13 protein-coding genes are annotated in these 14,630 nt (G+C 61.5%); 1 reads left to right on the forward strand and 12 read right to left on the reverse strand.

Going from position 1 to position 14,630, the window contains the following annotated elements; all coding sequences use genetic code 11:
- From RR51_RS27395 to RR51_RS27430, 8 genes are all read right to left on the reverse strand, one after another.
- Positions 1-944: hypothetical protein (locus RR51_RS27395; RefSeq protein ID WP_039615342.1), on the reverse strand; the 944-nt coding region annotated here is incomplete at its 3' end.
- The gene (locus RR51_RS32065; protein ID WP_052261134.1) at positions 944-6,289 is read right to left on the reverse strand and encodes a phage tail tip fiber protein; all 5,346 of its coding nucleotides are present in this window, start codon (positions 6,287-6,289) and stop codon (positions 944-946) included. The genes RR51_RS32065 and RR51_RS27395, both read right to left, overlap by 1 nt.
- Positions 6,289-6,687 carry a DUF6950 family protein gene (locus tag RR51_RS27405; protein ID WP_039615343.1) on the reverse strand — a complete coding sequence of 133 codons (399 nt, stop codon included), beginning with the start codon at positions 6,685-6,687 and terminating at the stop codon, positions 6,289-6,291. The genes RR51_RS32065 and RR51_RS27405 overlap by 1 nt, the downstream gene beginning before the upstream one ends.
- Before the next feature lie 2 nt (positions 6,688-6,689).
- Positions 6,690-7,292: a hypothetical protein gene (locus tag RR51_RS27410; RefSeq protein ID WP_039615344.1), complete on the reverse strand. Its 603-nt coding sequence runs from the start codon at positions 7,290-7,292 to the stop codon at positions 6,690-6,692.
- Positions 7,292-7,876: a hypothetical protein gene (locus RR51_RS27415; RefSeq protein WP_039615345.1), complete on the reverse strand. Its 585-nt coding sequence runs from the start codon at positions 7,874-7,876 to the stop codon at positions 7,292-7,294. The genes RR51_RS27410 and RR51_RS27415 overlap by 1 nt, the downstream gene beginning before the upstream one ends.
- Before the next feature lie 15 nt (positions 7,877-7,891).
- Positions 7,892-10,678 carry a phage tail tape measure protein gene (locus RR51_RS27420; protein ID WP_052261135.1) on the reverse strand — a complete coding sequence of 929 codons (2,787 nt, stop codon included), beginning with the start codon at positions 10,676-10,678 and terminating at the stop codon, positions 7,892-7,894.
- Between the two features lie 41 nt (positions 10,679-10,719).
- Positions 10,720-11,031: a hypothetical protein gene (locus tag RR51_RS27425; RefSeq protein ID WP_039615346.1), complete on the reverse strand. Its 312-nt coding sequence runs from the start codon at positions 11,029-11,031 to the stop codon at positions 10,720-10,722.
- A 128-nt stretch (positions 11,032-11,159) separates the two neighbouring features.
- Entirely contained in the window at positions 11,160-11,597 is a 438-nt protein-coding gene (locus RR51_RS27430) for a hypothetical protein (protein WP_039615347.1), read from the reverse strand.
- A 218-nt stretch (positions 11,598-11,815) separates the two neighbouring features.
- Between RR51_RS27430 and RR51_RS27435 the strand changes: the two genes are divergently transcribed.
- Entirely contained in the window at positions 11,816-12,061 is a 246-nt protein-coding gene (locus RR51_RS27435; RefSeq protein ID WP_039615348.1) for a hypothetical protein, read from the forward strand.
- Positions 12,062-12,146: 85 nt separating this feature from the next.
- Here the strand turns inward: RR51_RS27435 and RR51_RS31440 are convergent, their stop codons facing one another.
- The 4 genes from RR51_RS31440 to RR51_RS27455 all read right to left on the reverse strand — a co-directional run bounded on the left by RR51_RS31440 (position 12,147) and on the right by RR51_RS27455 (position 14,430).
- Positions 12,147-12,302, reverse strand: a complete 156-nt coding sequence (locus tag RR51_RS31440; protein WP_201775115.1) for a hypothetical protein — start codon at positions 12,300-12,302, stop codon at positions 12,147-12,149.
- A 101-nt stretch (positions 12,303-12,403) separates the two neighbouring features.
- Entirely contained in the window at positions 12,404-12,919 is a 516-nt protein-coding gene (locus RR51_RS27445) for a hypothetical protein (RefSeq protein ID WP_065110717.1), read from the reverse strand.
- 56 nt (positions 12,920-12,975) lie between these two features.
- Positions 12,976-14,145 (reverse strand): phage tail tube protein, encoded by a 1,170-nt coding sequence (locus RR51_RS27450; protein ID WP_039615349.1) that lies wholly within the window; start codon positions 14,143-14,145, stop codon positions 12,976-12,978.
- Positions 14,146-14,241: 96 nt separating this feature from the next.
- Positions 14,242-14,430, reverse strand: a complete 189-nt coding sequence (locus tag RR51_RS27455; protein WP_152619953.1) for a hypothetical protein — start codon at positions 14,428-14,430, stop codon at positions 14,242-14,244.
- Between the last annotated feature and the right edge of the window lie 200 nt (positions 14,431-14,630).

The following is a 14,630-nucleotide window of genomic DNA, read 5'->3' on the forward strand; positions in this document are numbered from 1 at the left end:
AGAAAACCGCCAAAATTGGCGCGAAATGGTTGGGTTGTTTGTCCAATGTTGGTTACAGAAAACAGTGCATTTGCTAGAACATAGTCTTGGTAACTACCGGTCCAAGGCATCTGATTGCTGGGCGCATACCACGCGCCTCCTGTCAAAGGGTCGCCCGCCACAACAAAGGAGTTGGATGCCGGCTGGCCATTGAGCAGCGCCAGGTTGGCGGTGGTGACAAAGGTCCGGTTGCCCACGGCGTCCCGGACCGAGGCCCCGTATTGCCCCGGAGCTGCATCCGGCACCCTGTAACTCGCGCAGAACCAGTTGATCATCATCGGATACAGGGCAGCCTCCCCATGTCCGCTTTGGTTGTTCCAGGCTTTCAGCCTGAAGCCGGTCCAGTTCCCCGGGCTACCTTTCACCGAAAAGTTACCGACCATCATGTAGTCATCGGCATTCAGAAAGACCATGGGTCTTTCATACGTGGTGATCGGCGCAGCAAAGTTCACATCTGCCCATTGAATCTGATTCTTGCTACCAGGTCCTTGGAAGCCAATGTTGAATCTGCCGTTGTAACGAACCGTTAGCACCTGGTTGATTGAATCGATCTGCGTTCGAATGTTGTTGTTCGAAGCGCGGATGCCATAAGAACCAGGTGCAGCGAACGGCTCGCCACCCAGCGACAGAATCATCACCTGCCAGGTCTGGGTGTAGGGTTGCCGCAGTTGCAGCTGCCCCGTCGAGTACCATGCTTGTGGGCTGCTTGTGTTTTCTCCTCCGTCATACAGTGCATCCACGACCACGAACGACTGCGCCTGGATCTCGGGAATGGAGATGTACTGGTCGAACGCTCCGTTGCCAGCAACCTGCATCATTTTCAGCGACCGCACCGAGGTAATGGTGGTGTCCAAGGTGATAACCCCGGACGCATCGCGCGTCCGGAGTCCATACAGGTCAGCCATCAGGTAAGCCTCCCCACTGCTGTCCGCTCGATGCCGTTGGCGTCGTAAACGTACAGGCCTCCGTTGTTGAGCAGCGTCGAACCGTTGGCATCCTGCCCCCTCAGCGTGAACGTACCCGCTGCAAAGTTGATCTCCAGTAGCGGTAGGCCCTGGGCGTTCAGCGCAGCAGATCGAATGGTCATACCGGCCACAATTTGCTGGATGAACGCGGTATTGATCACCGCCTGGTTGATGAAGATCTGCCCGCCTTCGACCACGAACGGCAGGATCGTCTGCCCGTTCAGGCTGTCGATGACCGCCAGCCGCTGGGCCATCAGCAGGATTTCGCCCTCCTCGCCATTGCTGCCGATCGCGATGCCAGACACGACCTTGCGGCCGCCCTGGTTTGTCTCGACCTTCAGCGTGGTTTGAGCCGATACCCTGCCATTGATGTCAGCCATGACCTCGCTGACCTGCTGTACAGAGGCATTGGTCTGGCCCATCTGCGCTTGGACCGCTTCGACCTGGCGCCCCATCGCAATGCCGTCCTCGACCCGGGCCGACTGCTCAGTCCAGACACCCACCAGGCCACCCGTGGCACCAGCCAGACCGGAGCTGTCCCCTTCCATTTCCGGATTCACCTGGACATACAGCCCGTCCAGGCGGCTGGCTTGGGCCGTCAGCTGTTCGCCTTGCTGGGTCACATTCGTGCTGACCTGCTGCAGTGCAGCAGCCGAAGCACTAGGGCCCAACCGGCCGACCGCTATCCAGTCGATCTCGAACGCACCGCCAGACAGCGCGCCGATATCAATCCGCAGGCGAGTAATGGTGCTGGTGATCCAGTCATTGCCGCCGGCAAACAGGTTGGCCATGTCCCATTCGACGATCGCACTCTCCCCGACCGCAATGTTCGGGTTCGCCGCTCTGGCGATGTAGCTGCCAGAGAAGCCATGGCCAGCCGTCTGATAGAACAGCGAACTGTCCCAGTCAGTAGCCGCCCCGGCCCGCCGGGTGATCTTCACCTTGATCCGGCTGTAGAGCGCGCCATTGATGCTGACAATCGGGCTGACCAGGTTCGGGTCGTTTGCCGTTGCTGTAATCGTCATGCTGCCGGTACCGGCGGTGAGCGTGGCGTTCGTCGCACTCCAGCCCTCCACGCTGGTATCGAACTGCCACGTTGCACCTGGTGCCGCATCGAGGCCGCCGGCACCGATACCACCAATGGTGTTGCGCAGCTCGGTGATGGACTGGCCCTGACTCGTCAGGGTTGTGCCCTGCTGGCCAACCGTCGTCGACAGCGCCTGCACCACCGAGGCCTCGGCCTTGGTGGCCACCTGCGTCAGCGCGCTGGCAGCCGCTGCAGCGGCGTCCGTGGCAACCTTGTCGGTCACCGCCACCCAGGCCGAGCCGTTCCACCGCTTGGGCGTGTTGGCATTACCCGTGGTGTCGATCCACAGGTTTTGTGCCAAACGCTTGTCGGCAGCCGGAGCGGCTGCACCATAGATCACCTCCCCCTTTGCACCGGCGGCCGTCGCTGCCGCCTGGGCGGCCTGCTGAGCGGCGGTGACGTTCTGGTTGGTGGTCGTCAGGCTATTGTCGAGGCTGGTGATCGCTGCCCCCTGAGATGACAGGCCCGCCTCGGTTTGCTCGACCCTGTTTTGCAGGGCTTGTGTTGCTGCGGCCTGGACTGCTGCAGACTGCTCTGTTGAGGGGGCATAGGCGGTAGCCACTGCACCTTCCTGGAACTGAACGTTGTCCATCTCGGACCAAGCTGAGATGGTGGTCGACCCGCCGTTCAACATCCGGCCAGCCCACACGGTCACCGACACAGTGTCCGCAGGGGCTGTGGCAAGCAACACGAAGCGCCCATAGTCGGCAGTCAGGGTGTGCATCGCCACAGGGGCACTCAGCACAGCGCCGGCTGCATCCCTGAATTGCAGGTACTGCCGGAACGCCACGCCTGGAGTGCCGCGGGCGAACACGCTCAGTGCGTACTGGGCCCCTGGCCGGGCTTTCGGCCTTGAGACGTTGTCGCCGCCGTACGCCAGATCGACGTAGCCGCCAGCAGGCAGAGCGGGATGCTCCACGCGCTGGGCCTTGGTGCTTTGCGCCAGAGGCGAATCCACCATTGATGTAACCGTGCCGGTGGCGGTGGCACCAACGTTCCAGTACTTGGCACGGCTCGCCGTTGCCAGTTCCTCGAACGAGGAGTTGGCCAGGAGGTTGTCCCCGCCGACGTTGCCGATCTGGTTGCTAATTTGGGTCAGCGCAGCGCCCTGGCTGGTCAGGGTAGTGCCATGGCTTTTGACCTCGGTGTCCAGTGTTTGCAGGGCCGAGGCTTCGGCCTTGGTGGCCACCTGGGCCAAAGCTAACTGGGCAGCCGCAGCAGCGTCGGTTGCCACCTTGTCAGTGACGGCAACCCAGGCCGTGCCATTCCAGCGCTTGGGCGTGTTGGCATTGCTAGTCGTGTCGATCCAGAGGTTCTGGGCCAGACGGTCCGCCACTGCCGGCGCGGTCGACTGATACAACACCTTGCCCTTGGCCCCAGCGGCGTCGGAGGCTGCTTGCGCCGCTTGCTGAGCAGCCGTGACGTTCTGGTTCGTCGTGGTCAGGCTGTTCTGCACACCAGTGAGCGCCTGCCCCTGCGAGGTGAGAGTGTCACCTTGCTGGTTCACCTTCGAAGACAGGCTGTCGACGACCGTCGCGTCCGCCTTGGTCTGTGCTACCGTCAGCGCATTGGCCGCTGCGGCGGCAGCATCCGTCGCCACTTTGTCCGTCACGGCCGACCAGGCGCTGCCGTTCCAGCGCTTCGGCGTATTGGCGTTGCCCGTGGTGTCAATCCACAGGTTTTGCGCCAAGCGGTCAGCAGCAGCCGGGGCGGCCGATTGCACGATCACCTTGCCTTTGCCACCGGCCAAAGTCGCCGCGTCCTGGGCGGCCTGCTGAGCAGCATTGACGTTCTGGTTGGTGGTAGCGAGGCTCGATTGCACGCCATCAATGCGCGTCGACTCCGCAGCGAGCTTGCCGTCCTGTTCAGTTACCTTCGTTTCTACCGTAGTCACGCGTGCTGCCAGACCATTGGCCGTCTGCACTGCCTGGCCGATATCGGTCCAGAAGGTGGCGTTCGGTGGCGGATTACCGGCCGGCACGTCGGCCTTGGCCTGGTATAGCTTGCCGTTCTCGCCCAGCACGCCCTGGCCAGCGGTGTAGGCCTGGTCGGGCTTGTAGGGCATCGAGTCAGCCAGATCGGCGATCGTGTCAATTTGCTGCTGCAGGTCCTGCTGCGCCTCGGCGACCTGCTCGCCCAGGTCCTGAATGCGCGCATTGACCGAGCCAGGAGTGCTCGGCGGGCCTGAGATCAGTTCGATCTCTTCCCGCAGCGCGGGCGCCAACTGGCCACCCTCGATCTTGTCCTTCAGCGCATCGAGCATGTTCTCGACATCAGTCGATGTAGAGGCCACCACTTTCAGGAAGGCGCTCACCCCGTAGGCATTCTTCGAGCGAACGAAATAGGCATAGTTGGTGGCAAACGCCAGACCGGTGTGGGTCAGGGACAGGCCTTGGCCCAGGTACTCACCCTCGGTTGCCTGCGGATTCGTCGAGAAGAAGTACTCGTAGGTTCCTCCATTCAGTCCATGCAGTGTGTTGCCCGGGATCAGAGTGATGGTGTCGATGGTCGCCTGCACCACGCACGACTCTGGAATAGGCGGGCCGTCGATGCTCACCGTGATGCTCGCCTCGCCGGAGCGGGTCAGCGGACCGAGAGCGGCCACACTCATGGTGTAACTACCAGACGGCAGGCCGGCGATCGGTAGCTGCAATGTGGTCGCCGGTACCTGCTGAGCCTGCACCGCGGTACCGCCTTTGCGGACGGTCACAGCGTACGAGGTGACCACACCGGCAGGCTGCAACCAGCTCAATACGCCCTGAGTAACTTCTGCGGTTCCATCCGGGGTCCAAGCCAGACCGGTAGGACTACCCAGGCCGCCAGCTGGCAGGTTGATGAAGCCGATCGGGTTGTACGGTTGGCCCACGGCATCGTCGAACTGCGCTGCATCGTACTGCTGCAGCTGGGCGGTGCAGCCCTGGTCAGCTCCCATGCTCCAGTTGGTGACGATAAACTCGCCCAGGATGTTCAGCGATGGCAGGTTCACGCGCACGGCGCGACCCGGTCGGCAGTTGTAGCCCAGGAAGTTCATCGGCACGCTGATGGTGCCGCCCGCACGCCGGCGGCGCAGCTCGATGTTCGCTAAGCGCTGGGCCTGGTACGCATCAGTGACGTAGGAAAAGGACAGCGTTTCTGCAGCCTCGCCGCCGTCCTCAATAACCCACTCTGCAATGCTTACCTCAGGGTAGTCGGTCTCAGTCCATGATTGCGAAGTGTCAATGAACGTGCCGCGCACCGTGTTGATCGCGGCGTCGTTGGTCGGCTCGGTGCTGCCGGTGATGGTGCCGACCACCATGTCCTCGGTGATCTCGAAGTCATAAGGGCCGTAGTACGCCCCAGCCTGGAACATCCAGCGACCACCGACACGAAGAGTCCGGCCACCACAGGCGGCCTCGAGCTTCTGCAGCACGTTGGTACGCTGCTCGTCGGCGCCGATCACACAGCTGCTGCGGTAGCGCGGGCTAGTGGTGTTATCTGGGTTGGCGACAGACTCGTCGCAAATATTGGCACCGCTTGCGAACGTCTCGAACACGATCTCATCGTCCGGCACGCCGCAACGATTGCGCAGGTACCACAGGATGTGAAGCGCTGTGTTCTCGGTATAAACGGCCGTTCCGCTGCGCGGGTCGTAGATGTCGTTGCGGCCACGGACGATGAAGCGTGCGTCAGGGATGCCAGAAGGGAATTTCTCGGCGCTGTACTTCAGCGACAGGCGCACGAACGACAGCCCACGGCCGATCTGCTCGTCTTTCCAGTCCGGGCAGTTGGCCTTGAGGAACGCGTTCACTTGGGTCGGGTTTACAACCAGCTCATAGGTGGCGTGCTCGCCGTAGGTGGCAATCTCCTCCTCGCCGAGGTAGATGTTCTCCAGAGCATCGACCGGGCCCTCGCAAAGGACGTAGACCAGGTGCAGCCATTCGCCATCGGTTTGGTCGCCGGCCTGCTCCTGCGCCCAGACCAAGACGCCGCCGGTACTGACGCGGCCAAGGATGAAGCGCGCGGGGGCCTTAGATGAGCGGACGGTCTGCTCCGACGGCTCGTTGTCACGCATCGGCGACTTGGTGTTGAGCTTCTCCTGCTGCTCAGCCATGTAGAAGGCCATGCCGGCGCCGATAGCCGCCCCCACCGGGCCGCCCTGGACAAAGCCAATCACCGCACCAACAGCTACCTGAGCAATCTTCTTAACGCCACCAGACATTATTCAACTCTCCAGACTGCAAGCGGATCGCACACCACGCGGGCGACCCCGTCGTCAGTGGTCGCCCAGAATTCATTTGCCCAATACACGGCCATCGACCGTCCGCCGGGCGCTTCGTAGATGGCGATGTCGCCGCGCTGGATGAAAGCTGGCGCCACCCGGGCGAAGCAGGCATCCCATGCTGCCTCGAGGCTGCCGTGCCGCTTCTTCAGCGCCCGCTTCGCCCCTGCCTCGGTCCTGTAGGTGCCGCGGTACGCCTCAGCCGGATCGGTACCGCAAACCGCTACCGCGCAGTCCGCCGCGAACAGGCAGCAGTCAAATTCGCCCCATGAAAAAGGCCGCTCTAAGGCGGCCTTGATCACTTCGCTGAGGCGTGTGGTCCAGTCTCGGTAGCGCATGGCTATTTCTCGTAGGTGAACGTCGGAGCGTCCTTCTTGGAGCCCCAGTAGATGGGCCATTCGGACATTTGGGCGATGGCGTAGAAGAATCGGTCACCCTGGTGGCGAGCCCGGTGGTTCTCGTCGGTGAAGCGCTCGGTACCCGTGCGGCTCCACTCGGCCATCCGGTCAACGATCGGGACGGTGATCTTGTTGCCGTCCTCGCCGTTGCCGGCGTAGGAAAAGGTGGCGGCGTCCATGCGGCCGGAGAAGAGGATGTCGGCGGCGTAGTTGCCCTGCTCGTCGAGCACCACAAACATCAGCTTGCCAGAGCGCCCGCGGCAGCCCCGGATATTGGTCTCGGTGATGATATAGCTGTCCAGGCCGGTGAGGGCTAGGTCGATTGACATGGGCGAGTTAGAGTTGTCGCTCTCCTGCGACTGCCCGACCTCACCGAACTGCCCTACCCCCAAATACGTGATGCCGCCGATCACCAGGTCGCCGGTGCCCGTGTGGGCGTACACAGGGCCGTCTTCGAAGTCGAGCTGACAGGCGTACACGCTTAGAAACCTGCCTGTGGAGATTATATCGACCACGCTCTGGCTGAATGGGAACGTCGAGGGCATCAGAAGGCCTCCCTGAACTGGTAGCTGCCACTGGCCACCACTGGCCGAACCGTCATGTTCCAGGTGTCCTGGGTCATGCGCATTTCTGAATATGGGTTGAGGTACTCGATTGCAGCCCCTGGCGCCATGGTGCGCCTGATTCGCTTGTTGAGCGGAACGATGGCCTGTCCTTGAGCGTTTGCGGTGACCGGGCGAACCACTTCGAACATCTCGCCGGCAACCGTGAGGTAATCGCCCGGGGCGAACACCTGCGCGCCAGGCGCGGCGCCGGCAACTTGCATCGATCTAGACTGAGCCGTACCGGTCACCACGGTGAGGCTGCCGACGCTATCGGTGCGACGCCGCGTGAGCGCCGGCAGGTTGAAGGTGCCGAACATGCCATCCAGATCGCCCAGGAACGCCGAAAGCTGACGCTCCTGCGCCCGAGTGAGCAGACCGAAGGTCAAGGTGCACTGCCAGTACGCCCCTGGCTGACCCACGATCTGCTGAGCGTTGGACAGCGTCGAGGTGAATGCCCGGCTGTTATTTACTATGCCCCATGTCATTTCAGACACGGGCAGCGATGCCGGCCATGCGAGAGCCATGCAGTACTCCTTGATCTATCGGTTGCGAGCGATCAGTTGGCGTGCTGGTCCGTTTGTCTTTAGGTCTCGCAGAACCAGGTTGTAGCCATCCTGAGCGCCCTTCTGGGCTGCCTGTTGGATGCGGGCTAGGGTTGCGTCGTCGGCTGTGCCTTGAACGCTGATGTGCTGAACGATAGGGGGTAGTCCAGTCTGGTTTGCAGGGAGCACCGAGGAAGACTGTGTTGCAATCGCTGCTGGCTCGACATAACCGCCACTGGCATACCCCTTCCTGTTGAGCCGATCGAGGTGGTCGCGCATTCCGGGCTGGCTGACAACCTCCTTACGGACCACGTACTCACCGCCGTGGACAACACCCTTCGGTTCAAACTTTCCGCCGTCTCCGGTATAGCCGCCAGCCGCAAAGCCAGACCGCGAGATCGTCTCGCTGAAACCGGTCATGGTGCCACTGCCTGCAGCCGCTGCTCCCCCTCCTCCGCCTAGGAATCCTAGGGCAGAGCCAAGGAAGCCGGCGGCCGCTTGGCGCACCTGAATCCGAATGAGGTCGGCCACTACCTGGTCAGCGAAGTCCTTGAAAGACAGCTTGCCGGTCTTCACGAAGTTGACCACGGCGTCTTCCATGTTGCCGAAGGCGTTGCTGAACAGGTTGCGAGTCTGCCCCGCAACGTCCCTGGCACTGTCCATGTAGTCCTGGAAGGCGCCGCGGGCGCCGTTGCTCCAGTCGGCCTGGGCTTGGTCGATCTGGGACCATCCCTCGCGCTGAGCAGCGACACGCTTCTGAAGAAACTCCCGTTCGATGTCGATCTGCGCCTGCAGGTCCTGCCGCTGCTTCTCGCCCTGGGCGTTGGCCAGCTCGGTCTGCAACTGAAGGATGCGGTTGTTGGTGTCCTGCTCGATCCTCAGGCGCTCTTGCATGCGGGTTGCATCCTTCTGGCCCATACCCACGGCATCAGCCTGCGCAGCGTACTCCATGCGCTGGGTAGCCAGCTGCCGCTCCATCTGGGCGCGGTACTGCTCGGCCTGGGTCAAGCCCTGGGCGCCCTTGATCGCCGCGGCGTAGTTCGTCGAGGCCTGCGCCAGCGCCTTGCCGTACTCCTCCTGGCTGATCTTGCCCTTCTGGAAGGCCAGGTCCAGCTGCTGCTGCTCCTTGGTCAGGGCACGGGCGGCCTGGGCTGCTGGGTCGTACTGGCCATACAGGCGAGCGAAGGTATTTTCCGCCTCGGCAACGCCTCGATTGACGTTCTTCGGCGCGTTCTTCTTCGCCTCGCGGGTTTTGATGTCCGCGATTTCCTGCTCGATGTTCTTCCGGGCTGTGGCGTATTTTGCTTCCTCAGCGGCAGTGAAAACGCCAGCCTCAACAGCTTTCGCCTTTGCCTTGTCGAGATCGGCGAGGTCTTTATTCAGTCGCTGAGTCTGGGTCAGGGCGCTCTTATAGCTGGCGTCAAGCGCGTCCAGGCCCTTGCGGCCTTCCTCCTGAACCCGTCGGCGCCTCTCCTCTTCTTCCAGCGTTTTCTGGTTAACCCTGAGGATTTCCTGCCGCTTGCTCAGTTCTTGTTCAATCTCAGCTATGCGAGATCTGGTCGTATCATCTTCATAGCCCGTATTGAGCAAGCTATTCCGATATGCCAATTCCTGCTGAAGCTTCTTGATCGCCGACTCTTCGCTCTCGGCACTTCTCCTGCCAATGCTGGCGAAGGCATCGAGAACCTCATTGGTGGCGTCCTTGATGTTGAGCCAGCCGCGCTCGATCAGACCCAGGTTCTCGCGGATCTTGGAGGTGCGCTGCCCCATCGCCTCGGCGTAGGTGCGCTCCGCCAAGTCGGCAGCAGCCACGGCTTTACCCTGATCCGACAGGGCCTTGATTTGGGCATACACCGACGCGGTCAGGAATCGGTATTTCTCGTCCAGTTCGACAATGCCCGCGACCGGATCCTTGCCGAGCTTGATGAACTCGGCAACCGTTTCTTCTATGGCCTTACCAGTGACTCGCTGCATCTCGACGGCTGTGGTCGTGATCAGCTTAAAATTCCCGGTTGTGTTCTCGCCTGCGGCGGTCAATTGCGCCAAGGCTCCGGCGGCCTGACCGAACGTCCCCGTTACCTGGTCGGCTGACTCCGCCAAGCTGATCAATTGCGCCTCGGACGCCTTGGAGAAGTTGCCTGTCAGAATCAGGCTGTTTCGAAGGGCATCCGATTGCTCGGAGCCCTTGTAGTAGGCCAGGGCCAGCGCGCCGGCGGCAGCGGCAGCAACAGTGAATGGATTCACCAAGCCAAGGATGTAACCGCCCATGGCCTGGGCTGCTGGGGCGATGCCGCCAAACATATCTTTGAGCTGTCCACCCTGCTGAAGCAGGACCGTCAATGGGGCCTGGCCTGCTTGAAGGCTGATCGCGATGTCGGTGAACTGCGCAGGTAGCATATTCAGGTTGTTGCGCATGGCCTTGGCGGACATTCCTGTCCTGTTCATGCTCTCTGCGGATTCGCCAAGCGCGTCGCGCATTGTGTTGATGCGCTGGGTGTACTCGACGAATGTGTCGCTCTCGACGATTCCGGCCTTTTTGAACTTGGCCAGCTTCTCCTGCATGTCGTCGAGGCGCCCGAGAGCAGCAACCGTTGGGTTGATCTGACCCAGCAGCTGGGAAAGCTCCTTGCGTTGATCGTCAAGGCTGCTGCTCACGCCATCAGCAGATGCAGCTGCCGCATCGCCAGCGCGCTCCATGCGCTCAAGAGATCCGGTTAGATCGTCCGCATTGCGCTTTGCGCCCCGCGAGTCGATTGTTACCGCCAGGCGGGATTCCTGCGCCATACCTTTCTCCGGGGGTTAAAAACCCGCCGGAGCGGGTTCTGTTATTTCATTGGCTCGATGATGTTCTTGTAACACTCGGCGTAGGCCGCGTTTCTGAAGTCAGACACGAGCTTTTTCTTACCGGCAGAGCTGTTCGCGACAGGTGCGGTGTACGCCTTTACCACCATGGCGTCAGAGAATTTGCTTTGGTCGCCAACGGATGACATGGCGTCCTCAAGCAAATCGCCGTTCTGGCGCGCCTCCATTGCTTTTCCCGCCATGGCAGATATTTTTTTGCAGGTCTCTTCGCCGCTTGCGGCAAGCGCTGAAAAAGGCAGACAGATAAGGGCGGCGATCAATAGCGTTCGATTCATGGCTTCCTCCATAAAGATGGCCAGAATCTACCACCATCAGGAGGAAGCGCCAAAACCCTGCACAGGCGGAGCGGAAAACGAAAAGGCACCCGAAGGTGCCCTCTCATTGCCTCTGAGCAACGCGGCGATCATCGATACTTAAAAGGAGCCGGTGTGGTGAGCAACGGCTCGGCCTTGTCCCATGTGCCGCGATACCCTCGCACCTGATATGAATAACCTGGCTTCAAGTCCAGCAGTAAGCCTCGCAGGTCTCCGCCTGCGCAACCCATGTTGTTTTTGATGGCCAGCTGCACTGGGCCAGGCTGATGATAGAGAGTCACAGATTTCCCGCTCGTGGTCTCGGCTGCAAGCTTCTCGTTCAAGAAAACTTGCATCCCTGCGCCAAAGCAGCTTATTGCGCCAGCGTCTTGAGTGAAAACGATCCTTGCATCATCAGGGGTCGTTGGGCGGCTGAATGCGTAAACATCATCCGCCTGGACCTGGACTGCAGCATCAGGCGAAACCCTAGCGGTCTCGCATCCGGTTGCCGCGATGCAGGCCAACCCTATAAAAATCCATCGTTTCACAGCGCGCCCTCCTTGAATTGAGGGCAATCTACCACAGCCTGGAAGCCGCCGGCGCACACCTATCAGTAGGTCCGCGCCCTGTCCACCCATCCACCCTGGACGGAAAGCCAGTACCAGCCCGGCACGGCGCCGTAGTAGCGTTGTGCCTCCCAACGAACTGCCCCGGTCCGTTGCCGGAAAGCCCATGGACTGGGGTGTTATGATCTAGGAGGATCAACATGAGCGAACAACGCGTAATCACTCCCTTCGAGCTCGGCGTATGCGCTGCACTTCAGGTAATAGGCACATCCCTGGCAACTCTGGACCCTTCGCTGCGCAGCAAGATTGAAGAAACAGCGAAGACTCTGATCGCCTCCATGCCAGCTGACAAATCCATCATCAAAGATCGGTCTGCGTATCACCTGCCTCTCGAATCTTTGATTCAAGGCCTTTTCCCAGAGCGGAATTCAAAATCTGACGTGTAACCCACGACAGGAGTTTCCCGGCGTCTTCGTGGCCCGGGAAACAATTTTGGGCTGAGCTCATGATTTCTCCTGCGGCCTGGCCGCGTCAGTCGTTGCTGTTCTGCTCCGCCCAGTTGGCGCGGAATTCTTCATCCAGAGCGAACACCACTGCCTCGAGCTCGTCACGATCGATGGCGGTCGGGTGCCTAGCCAGGTACTCGCTCACCATGCCTGCGGTGATCGGCGCCGGCGCGGCCATCATGCCGACGTACTGCCGTGACCTGCTGATCGCGTTGTAGGCGTCGAGCAGCTGGTCAGTGACCGGGTCAATCTCTGGGGCCTCCGGTACCGCGCCTACGCCGCTCAGTCGCTCGCGTTTCCAGCGCTTTTTCTCGTTCTCTTCGCCCGCCCAGTCGCGACCCCATCGGTAGACGGCGAGGGCTTTCCCACCGATTCCTTGATGCGCTCCTCGACGCGGTTGGCGATATCGACGCCGGTGCGCAGAGCGAGGAAGTAGACGCTCGGCATCTGCTCGATCAGGGCCTTGCCGAGCTCCGGGGTGTACGGCGCCGGTTCGCCCGGACGCTCGGCCACGTCGACGCCCTGCCAGTCCTTGATCAGGTGGTGCGCCACCAGGTCCATGTAGAGCTCGTCGTCCACCTCGATCTCGACCTGCGGGATCTGCGCGACGCTGAACTGCTTGGTGCCGACGCCGGCCTGGGAGTCTATCGCCGCCAAGTGCCGGTTGATCAGCGCGCGGTGCGATCGGTATACGGGGTCGGCGGCGGAGCCGACCAGGATCTTGGCGCCCGGGGCGAACTCCACCCAGCGCTGGCCGTGGAGGTCCATCTCGGGCTTGCGAGCAATAGTGAATCCCATGTTCTTCCTCTGCGGTAAAAGGCCCGACACGCACCGCAGGGCGCGCCGGGCAATGATTACGCCGTGACAGTGATCGCCGCGGTGCCTTTTTTGGTGCCATCCACGGTGCTGGTGGCGGTGATGGTCGCGGTGCCGACAGCCACACCTGTCACGACGCCGGTGGCGCTGACGGTGGCCTTGCTCGCATCGGAGCTGGACCAGGTAACGGTCTGGGTCGCGCCAGCCGGGGTGACGGTAGCGGTCAAGTTGGTAGTAGCACCAACGGCCACGCTGGCGGTCGACGGGGCCACGGTCACGCCAGTTGGCGCTGGAGGCGCCGGACGGCGGGTGATGGTCGGCGATACGCGACGGGCGGTGTAGGTCAGCTCCACCTGGATGATGTCGGTGGCTCCGCCATCCGGCCAGGAGCCGCTGATTTCCATCTCCGGGATTAGGATGTCGTAGGCGCCGTCGGCATTGCCCAGAGTGAATTCGAAGCTGATCGCATCGCCGGTCTGCTGCTTCTTCCACAGCTCGTAGGCCGTCTTCGACCAGCTCAGCGTGATGCTGCCCGACGGCGTGAAGGTGGTCGGGATGATATTGCCGGCAAAGGGGTTTCCGTTGCCGATACAGCGCTGGGTCTGGACGGCATTGTCGAACTGCAGGTTGAAGGTGTCGACGCAAACGTTGTTGTCGCCGACCTGGACCCCGTTGAGCTTGAGGCCGGAGACGTCCTTGAAGCCATAGCGGCGCTGGAATGCTTCGGCCACCGGCGTGAGGATGAAGTTGGTGTTGTCGCCCTTGTCCTGCCAGCCGGTCGCAGCAAAGCTGGTGGTCACCTCGATCTCGCCGTCATTCGGCACTTGGATGTTCATTGTGGCGACCTGGGCGCCGGTGGCCTTGCCGGCGATGCCGACGTCCGCGGCATAGTAGCCCAGGCTAAAGCTGATCCGGTCGTTACCCATGGTCAGGACGTTGTTGTCCCAGTCCTTGCCGAAGCAGGAGGCCATGAACTCGTCCAGCGCGCCGAAGCGCATCTTGGTACCAACATCGCCGGCCACGTCCACGGTGGTCTGGGCAGTGCCCTGCGACATGCGGTCTTCGCCGATCTCGTTGTTCTCGGCAGTGTTGTAGGTGGGCCCGACACCGAAGCTGGTACGCGTCAGCACGTTCCAGGGGCCTGGCGGGGTGGTGCCTGGCGTGACTTCACGAATCCAGGCCGTTGCAACTTTTGCTCCCGAACTCATCGGAGCCTCCTTAGATCATTTTTTGATCCGGGGAGGCGTGTTGATCAGAGGGGCCTTTCGGCGTGTCTGGTCAGCGTGCCCGGTGGTTCAGGTTGTTCAGATGTTCAGTTCGACCTCGACTGAGGTCAGGACTTGGCGGTTAACCTCGCCGAAGGTGGTGAGGTCGACGTACTGGAGGTTGACGTACTCGACGCTGAGGCCGGTCTTCTCGTTGAAGGCCTTGATCGCGCCATAGATCTGGTCAGCCAGCACGCGACGCTCTTCGCGCACTTGGTCAATGGTCATGCTTTCACTCATCGCCCTTCTCCTTTGCCGAAAGCCAGCGCTCCCATGCGGCAAGCGCAGCCTTAGCCGCGCGGATCAAGCTGCGGTGCAGCTCCACGGTTGTCTTGGACATGATTGATGTCACCCCTTTGGGCTAACTGGTGGGCGCCAATGGATAACCACTCTTGCACCGCTCGACATGGGGTATTTCTCCTATGAGG

Origin of the sequence: Pseudomonas sp. C5pp, from assembly GCF_000814065.1 — a bacterium.
Classification (GTDB): domain Bacteria; phylum Pseudomonadota; class Gammaproteobacteria; order Pseudomonadales; family Pseudomonadaceae; genus Aquipseudomonas; species Aquipseudomonas asiatica.

Excerpts from the sequence above, each read along its gene's own strand:
- RR51_RS27435 (WP_039615348.1), top strand. The coding sequence starts at position 11,816 with ATGAGCGAACAACGCGTAATCACTCCCTTCGAGCTCGGCGTATGCGCT.
- RR51_RS27425 (WP_039615346.1), bottom strand. The coding sequence starts at position 11,031 with ATGAATCGAACGCTATTGATCGCCGCCCTTATCTGTCTGCCTTTTTCA.
- RR51_RS27410 (WP_039615344.1), bottom strand. The coding sequence starts at position 7,292 with ATGCCCTCGACGTTCCCATTCAGCCAGAGCGTGGTCGATATAATCTCC.
- RR51_RS27455 (WP_152619953.1), bottom strand. The coding sequence starts at position 14,430 with ATGACCATTGACCAAGTGCGCGAAGAGCGTCGCGTGCTGGCTGACCAG.
- RR51_RS32065 (WP_052261134.1), bottom strand. The coding sequence starts at position 6,289 with ATGTCTGGTGGCGTTAAGAAGATTGCTCAGGTAGCTGTTGGTGCGGTG.
- RR51_RS27415 (WP_039615345.1), bottom strand. The coding sequence starts at position 7,876 with ATGGCTCTCGCATGGCCGGCATCGCTGCCCGTGTCTGAAATGACATGG.
- RR51_RS31440 (WP_201775115.1), bottom strand. The coding sequence starts at position 12,302 with ATGATGGCCGCGCCGGCGCCGATCACCGCAGGCATGGTGAGCGAGTAC.
- RR51_RS27420 (WP_052261135.1), bottom strand. The coding sequence starts at position 10,678 with ATGGCGCAGGAATCCCGCCTGGCGGTAACAATCGACTCGCGGGGCGCA.
- RR51_RS27445 (WP_065110717.1), bottom strand. The coding sequence starts at position 12,919 with ATGGGATTCACTATTGCTCGCAAGCCCGAGATGGACCTCCACGGCCAG.
- RR51_RS27450 (WP_039615349.1), bottom strand. The coding sequence starts at position 14,145 with ATGAGTTCGGGAGCAAAAGTTGCAACGGCCTGGATTCGTGAAGTCACG.
- RR51_RS27405 (WP_039615343.1), bottom strand. The coding sequence starts at position 6,687 with ATGCGCTACCGAGACTGGACCACACGCCTCAGCGAAGTGATCAAGGCC.